The following is a 7112-nucleotide window of genomic DNA, read 5'->3' as shown; positions in this document are numbered from 1 at the left end:
GCCGGCACGGGGCCGGCGCCGCGGGGGCGGTCAGCGCCCGGTTTTCACCTCGGTCCACAACCGGGTGTAGAGCTTGTCCACTTCCGGCGTGTTGATCGAATAGGTGAACATCTTCGCCGCCACATCGGCCGGCGGGTAGATGGTCGGGTCGGTGCGGATCGATTCGTCCACCAGCGGCGTGGCCGCGGTCACCGGGTTGGCGTAATGGATGAAGTTGGTGTTGGCCGCGGCGACCTTCGGCTCCAGCAGGTAGTTGATGAAGGCGTAGGCGGCCTCCGGGTGCTTGGCATCCTTGGGGATGGCCAGCATGTCGAACCACTGCGGGCCACCTTCGCGCGGGATCGAGTACGCCACGGTCACGCCATTGGACGCCTCGGCTGCACGGTCGCGGGCCTGGATGATGTCACCGGACCAGCCCACCACCAGGCAGGTACCGCCGTTGGCCAGCGAGCCCACGTACTGCGAGGAGTGGAAGTTCTGCACGTACGGGCGGATCGTCTTGAGCAGCGCGGCGGCCTTCTCCAGCGTGGCCGGGTCCTGGCTGTGCGGATCTTCGCCCAGGTAATGCAGCGCGATCGGGATCATGTCCGAAGGCGTATCCAGGATCGTGATCCCGCAGTCCTTCATCTTGGCGATGTTTTCGGGCTTGAAGATCAGATCCCAGCTGTTGGCGATGTCGGTGCTGCCACCAAAACGCTGCTTGAGCAACTCCACGTTGTAGCCGATGCCGGTGGTGCCGATCATGTACGGCACGCCGTACTCGTTGCCCGGGTCCTGCTGGGCGATGCGCTTCATCACCTCCGGGTCGAGATTGGCCAGGTTCGGGATCTTGCTCTTGTCCAGCGGCAGGAACACCCCGGCCTTGATCTGGCGGCCGAAGAAGTTCAGCGTCGGCACCACCACGTCGTAGCCGCTGTTGCCGGCCAACAGCTTGGTTTCCACCATCTCATCACTGTCGAACACGTCATAGGTCACCTTGGTGCCGGTGGCCTTCTCGAAGTTCGGGATGGTGTCTTCGGCGATGTAATCGCTGTAGTTGTAGACGTTCAGCACCTTGGCGTCGTCCTGCTTGTCACCGCCGCCACAGGCGGTCAGCACGGATACGGCAATGCCGAGGGTGAGGATTCGCAGCTTCATCGGACTCTCCACAGGTCAGGTGCGAGTTGGGGGGAACCGGCCGGACCGGCGCAACGGGTGCCAGCCTACCGGGCATGCCCCCATTTTCCCAGCACATGGCCCTCACGGCCATGCCGGATCAGGTGCCTGGGGTCAAACGTTGAGCAGCAGGAACTCGCGCTCCCAGGAGCTGATCACCCGGAAGAAGGTCTCGTATTCCTTGCGCTTGACCGACACATAGGCGCGGCAGAAGCGCTCGCCGAGCATCTCGCGCAGTTCCGGGCAGGCTTCCAGCCCATCCAGTGCCTCGCCCAGCGAGCGCGGCAGGTCGTAGCCCAGCTCCTTGGCGCTGCCGGTGATCGGCGCAGTCGGCGAGCCCTGCTCGCGGATGCCCAGCAGGCCGGCCGCCAGGGTCGCGGCGATGGCCAGGTAAGGGTTGGCATCCGAGCCGGCGAACCGGCTTTCCACCCGCATGTTCTCCGGCGTATCCAGCGGCACGCGCAGGCCGCAGGTGCGGTTGTCGAAGCCCCAGTGCACGTTGCTCGGGGAGACCTCGCCGAACATCAGCCGGCGGTAGGAGTTCACGTTCGGGGCGAAAAACGCCATCGCCGCCGGTACGTACTTCTGCAGGCCAGCCAGGTAATGGCCGAACAACGGGCTGAAATCCTCACCGCCATGCTCGCCGGTGAACACGTTGCTGCCATCGCTGATCCGCAGCAGGCTCTGGTGGATGTGCATCGCACTGCCCGGCTCGTTCTCCATGGGCTTGGCCAGGAAGGTGGCATAGATGCCGTGGCGCATCGCGGACTCACGCATGGTGCGCTTGAACAGGAACACCTGGTCGGCCAGATCCATCGCATTGGCGTGGGTGAAGTTGACCTCCAGCTGCGCGGCGCCGGATTCATGGATCAGCGTATCCACGTCCAGCTTCATCGCATCGCAGTAGTCGTACATCAGATCGAGGATCGGATCGAACTCGTTGACCGCATCGATCGAGTACGACTGACGCGCGGTTTCAGGACGCCCGGAGCGGCCGGCCGGGGGCAGCAGCGGGAAATCCGGGTCGGTGTTCTTCTGGACCAGGAAGAACTCCAGCTCCGGTGCCACCACCGGGCGCAGGCCCAGTTCGGCATAGGCGTTGAGTACGCGCCGCAGCACGTTGCGCGGGGCCAGCTCATGCGGCTCGCCGGTTTTGGTGAAACAATCGTGGATGACCTGCGCGGTGGGATCGGTCGCCCAGGGCACCATCCGTACCGTATCGGCATCCGGGCGCAGGATCATGTCCGAGTCCGAGGGCGAGGTCAGCTCGTAGTAGTCGTCCGGGAACTCGCCGGTGACCGTCGTGGCGAAGATGCCCTCCGGCAGGCGGGTGCCGTAATCGTGCGAGAACTTGTCGGCCGGAATGATCTTGCCGCGCGCGTTGCCGGTGATATCCGGCACCAGGCACTCCACCTCGGTGATGCGCCGGTCCTTGAGCCAGCGCAGCAGCGTGCTCTCCTGCGGAACAGGCTTGGGGGCGGCGGCTTTGCGCGAACGCGTTCGGGTGGTCATGACCGGTCTGCTGTAAGAGAGTTGCGGCGACAAGCATCGCCGAAAGCGTGAAAAATGCTGTGATAGAACGAATTGTCGGCCACCCGCCACTCCGGATGCCACTGCACCCCGAGCACGAAACGATGCGCGGTGCTGCGGGCGGCTTCTATCAGGCCATCCTCAGCGACGGCCTCGATCTGCAGGCCCTCGGCCAAACGATCGATGCCCTGCCCGTGCACGGAATTGACCCGTGCCGTGGGCGCGCCGGCCCAGCCGGCCAGCCAACCGCCCTCACACAGCTGGACCGCATGCGCCGGCCCATATTGCGCCTCGACCGGCGCCTGCGGGTCTTCACGATGATCGTTCATGCCCGGCACCGCGTGCACGCGCGGGTGCAGACTGCCACCGAGCGCGACGTTCAATTCCTGGAAACCCCGACAGATCGCCAGCACGGGCAGGTCGCGGGTCAGCGCCTCATGCAACAGGGAGAGCGCGTTCGCATCGCGCGCCGGATCATGGCGGTTGCCGGGCCAGCTCGGCGGCCCGGCATACCGATGCGGTTCGATATTGCTCACCGCGCCGGTCAGCAGCAGGCCTTGCAGGCGGTCCAACCAAGGCGCTGCCGGCAACGGCGGCTGCAGACTGGGCAGCAGCACCGGGGTAACCCCGGCCGCCTGGACCAGCGCGTCAATGTACTTTTCACCTGCCGCCGCAAAGCGGTGATGGCCCAGCATCGTGCTGTCGGTGGGCAGGCCGACCCAAGGGGGCGAGACCATGCGTCATGCTCGGATGACCTGCAGCCACGTTACCCCCGTGCGCAGACCACGCGCAACACAGCGCACCACCGTCGGCGCGCGCCCCCCCCCTCACACGCCGGCGGCAGTAGCTGCGACAGACTGACCCCTGTCCCGCGCGCCGGTTGCTGGCATCCTTTGTCCATGATTGTTGTCCTGTCCTCTTCCCGCCGGTGCCCGGCATGACGGCCGCCGGCGAGGCGCATGCACCCAGCTGGTACGCCGACAGCGTGCCGGGCGCGCCGCTACGTGAACCCTTGACGGGCGATCTGAGCGCCGACGTGTGCGTGCTGGGTGCCGGCTACACCGGCCTATCCGCCGCCCTGACCCTGGCCGAGCGCGGCTATCGCGTCGTCCTGCTGGAGGCGCACCGCGTGGGCTGGGGTGCGTCCGGCCGCAACGGCGGCCAGGCGATCGTCGGCTACGGCTGCGAAGTGGATACGCTCGAGCAACTGGTGGGTGCTGAAGACGCGCGGGCGCTGTTCGAGTTCTCGCGCGATGGCATGCGCCTGCTGCGTGACCGCATCGTCCGCCACCAGATCGAGTGCGACTGGCGCGACGGCCACGCCAGCGTGCCGATCAAACCCCGTCAGGAGCGCATGCTGCGCGCCGGGCTGATCGATCTGGCCCAGCGCTACGACTATCCGCTGCAATGGTGGGACCGCACGCAGCTGCGCGGGCAGCTGGACAGCCCGCGCTATCGCGGGGCGATGTTCGATCCTCACAGCGGCCATCTGCATCCGCTGGCCTACGCGCAGGGCCTGGCCCGTGCCGCGGAGGCGGCCGGCGCGGTGATCCACGAGCAGTCCCCGGTCCTGCAGTTGATCCGTGGGCCCCGGCCGCAGCTGCGCACCGCGCACGGCACGGTCAGCGCCGACCACGTGGTGATCGCCGGCAATGCCTGGCTGGAGGGCATCGCGCCGGAGCTGGAATCGCGGATCATGCCGGTCGGCACCTATATCGGTGCCAGTGCGGTGCTCGGGCAAGCACGGGCGCAATCGCTGATCCGCAACGACATGGCCGTGGCCGACGTCAGCTGGGCACTGGACTACTTCCGCCTCAGCCGCGATCACCGCCTGCTGTTCGGCGGCCAAGCCAGCTACTCCGCCCTGCCCCCGCCTGGCCTGCGCGGCGTGATGACCCGGCGCATGCGCGCGGTGTTTCCGCAGCTGGCCGACGTGGAGCTGGAGTACGTGTGGGGCGGCTATGTGGACATCACCCGCAACCGCGCCCCGCACTGGGGCCGACTGACCCCGAATGTCTATTTCGCGCAGGGCTTCTCGGGCCACGGTGTTGCCGCCGCGGGGCTGGCGGGCCAGGTGCTGGCCGAGGCCATCGCCGGCCAGGCCGAGCGCCTGGATGTGTTTGAACGCATTCCGCACCGGCCGTTCCCCGGCGGGCGAATGCTGCGGACCCCGTTGCTGGTGGCGGCGATGTCCTGGTACAAGCTGCGGGATGCGTTGTGGTGAGGGCTTAGGGGGCTTTCGGGGGCCACGGGTAAACTGAGACACGGCGCGACACCTGAAAGCGGGCGCTCCGTTTACCGGCAGCGCCAGAACAGGGAGTGCCAGCAGACCGTGTGGGAGCGCTTCCCTTGCTGTGCACGCCGCGCGTCACAGCGCAACGACGTGTGGAGAAAGCGTCATATCAAGGCCTGCAGTGGCTGAGATGGCCGCGCCTCGACCACTGGGAATCGTCTGGGTGTCCGCGGCGCAGTTCGAATGCGGCCCCCACGGCCGGCGTGAAGAGTTTCATAGAAAAATGAGATATGTGTCACGCCCATGGGCGCGGCGCATTCCTGCGCGTGAATCCATACGCTGTGCTCGCCATCACGCCGGACCACTTGCGCAATTGCATAATCCGGCGCGTGTATATACCGTCCAATCTGATCGCGGCATTGATACACAGGGACGTTCAAGGCACGAACAGGGGGAGCCGGTGCGAGGAGAATGGTGGAAAAATGGACTTCAGTTGAATCTGCGCATCGAGCCGATCGGGCTTGTCCTTGCCGTCATCTATGCATTCGCGTGCTGGGGCGCACGTCAAGTTTCCCTTGATCAGTTCTACTTGCCAGCAGGCATACGTGTCGCCGCGGTGTTGCTGTGCCCTCCGCGACTGTGGCCTTATCTGATCCTCGGCGAATATGCCTATTTCGCACAGCTGCGCTACTCGATGGTGGACAAGTATGGAGTGGCGTGGGTCATCTTTGCCTCCGCATTCTTGATGCCCATCGTGGCGCTGATCGTGCAACTTCACCGCAAGATGATCGCATCCACAACGAACGTATGGCTGATCTCCGTAGCGGCATCCTGCGCAATCGCCATCTCTTTGCTAAACCGCAGTTTCTCGCAGTTCCTTTGGCCAACGCCACCGGACAATCCCTTTGTTGCGACTGTGGCGCGCTATGCTGTCGGCGACTTCATCGGCATATTGACGGTGGCCCCGCTTGCATTGCTATGGGTACGCCGGCGCAGTGAAACCGACTGGGCGGCGGGATTTCTCAAGCCCACTGGCATGGCACTCGGGCTGATGATGTTGCTGGGTGTTTCTGCAACGCTCCTCCCTGCGGAATCAGCGACCGCAAGAACCAGCCTTCAGGTATTGATGGCGCTTCCTGCGATCGCACTGACGTGCATATTGGGCTGGCGTGGCGCTGCCATCTCCGTACCGGTGCTGAACCTCATCATCGGGCTTACTACACCAAAGCCTTACCCATCCTCGTTCGATCCTTCGGCCTTTACCACGCAGCTGATCATGGCCATCGCAGGCGTCGCACTGCTGGTTCTCGGGTCACGCATCACCCACTACTACCATCACTACAAGATTCGTGATGATGGCCAGAGGAACGCGATCAACCTGGCCCGCAGTTCCCACATGGCAAACGAAATGGGGCTCCGCGAGCGTGCGCTTCACTTGAGAAAGATCGGGGATGGCATGGACGTATCCCTCAATGAAGTTGTGAGCTGGCTGAAGCAGCAGGGACACCACGAGATCGCCGGGGGATTGCTCCATACCGCTGTCGTGCATTCGCGGCAGTTCCGAGCCCAGGCCAGCATGGTCTATCCAACAGCACTGGATCATCTGGGTCTGTATGTCGCTCTGCAGGCTGGCGGGGTCCGCGAAGCGTGGGATCTGACCCACCGCGTCTCCCGCCCCCGTCTGGAGGGCGACCCCTGCCAATTGAGTATCGGCCTGCAATTGGCTGCCTACCGTGCAATGACCGATGCCGTGTCACTGCTGCTGGAGAGTGAATCGGGCCAGATCCAGGTCCGGGCGCGCTGTGGCAGGTTTGGTCGGTATCAGGGCATCGTCGTGACCGTGGCGTTGCTGGATGCCGCATGTGCGCTGTCCGAAGCTACCGAGACCATGGCGGTTGAACGTCTCGCCGGGCGAGCCCTTGCCTATGGCGGCGTGGTGCAGTGCCGTCGCAATCGAGTCAGGATGGTGCTGCTGGAGATGCCGGCACCCCCTCGCCACGAGGCCACGCATAGCAGCTCGGTTGAATACGAGAGAACAACGGATCGCGGCAGTAGTCAGGCCCTCACCTGAATTCTTGTAGACCCCGTGGATCAACTGTCCTTTGGACGAACACAGCAGGACAGTGCTAGAGAAACGGCCGGTGGCATGTTGAGTCTCCTCTTGGCTTGGACCTGCAGGTGATCGCATCACCTG

Annotated in this window: 5 protein-coding genes; 2 read left to right on the top strand and 3 right to left on the bottom strand. The window is 64.7% G+C overall.

Features of this window, described 5'->3' with window-relative positions; genetic code table 11:
- Positions 1-30 precede the first annotated feature (30 nt).
- From ACE026_RS09225 to ACE026_RS09215, 3 genes are all read right to left on the bottom strand, one after another.
- Positions 31-1137 (bottom strand): polyamine ABC transporter substrate-binding protein, encoded by a 1107-nt coding sequence (locus ACE026_RS09225; protein ID WP_486038762.1) that lies wholly within the window; start codon positions 1135-1137, stop codon positions 31-33.
- Between the two features lie 132 nt (positions 1138-1269).
- On the bottom strand, positions 1270-2667 hold the full coding sequence (locus ACE026_RS09220; RefSeq protein ID WP_486038761.1) for a glutamine synthetase family protein: 1398 nt from the start codon (positions 2665-2667) through the stop codon (positions 1270-1272).
- Positions 2664-3422 carry a gamma-glutamyl-gamma-aminobutyrate hydrolase family protein gene (locus ACE026_RS09215; RefSeq protein ID WP_486038760.1) on the bottom strand — a complete coding sequence of 253 codons (759 nt, stop codon included), beginning with the start codon at positions 3420-3422 and terminating at the stop codon, positions 2664-2666. The genes ACE026_RS09220 and ACE026_RS09215 overlap by 4 nt, the downstream gene beginning before the upstream one ends.
- A gap of 200 nt (positions 3423-3622) precedes the next feature.
- Here ACE026_RS09215 and ACE026_RS09210 point away from each other — a divergent pair, with 200 nt between their 5' ends.
- Positions 3623-4909: an NAD(P)/FAD-dependent oxidoreductase gene (locus ACE026_RS09210; protein WP_486038759.1), complete on the top strand. Its 1287-nt coding sequence runs from the start codon at positions 3623-3625 to the stop codon at positions 4907-4909.
- A gap of 469 nt (positions 4910-5378) precedes the next feature.
- Positions 5379-6989, top strand: coding sequence for an MASE1 domain-containing protein (locus ACE026_RS09205; protein ID WP_486038758.1), 1611 nt, complete (start codon positions 5379-5381; stop codon positions 6987-6989).
- Positions 6990-7112 lie beyond the last annotated feature (123 nt).

The organism is Stenotrophomonas sp. AGC87, from assembly GCF_057333975.1.
This window is presented reverse-complemented; position numbering and strand designations above follow the sequence as displayed.

What these genes read in the sequence shown, in the direction of transcription:
- ACE026_RS09210 (WP_486038759.1), top strand. Translation starts at nt 3,623, where the DNA reads ATGACGGCCGCCGGCGAGGCGCATGCACCCAGCTGGTACGCCGACAGC.
- ACE026_RS09215 (WP_486038760.1), bottom strand. Translation starts at nt 3,422, where the DNA reads ATGGTCTCGCCCCCTTGGGTCGGCCTGCCCACCGACAGCACGATGCTG.
- ACE026_RS09220 (WP_486038761.1), bottom strand. Translation starts at nt 2,667, where the DNA reads ATGACCACCCGAACGCGTTCGCGCAAAGCCGCCGCCCCCAAGCCTGTT.
- ACE026_RS09225 (WP_486038762.1), bottom strand. Translation starts at nt 1,137, where the DNA reads ATGAAGCTGCGAATCCTCACCCTCGGCATTGCCGTATCCGTGCTGACC.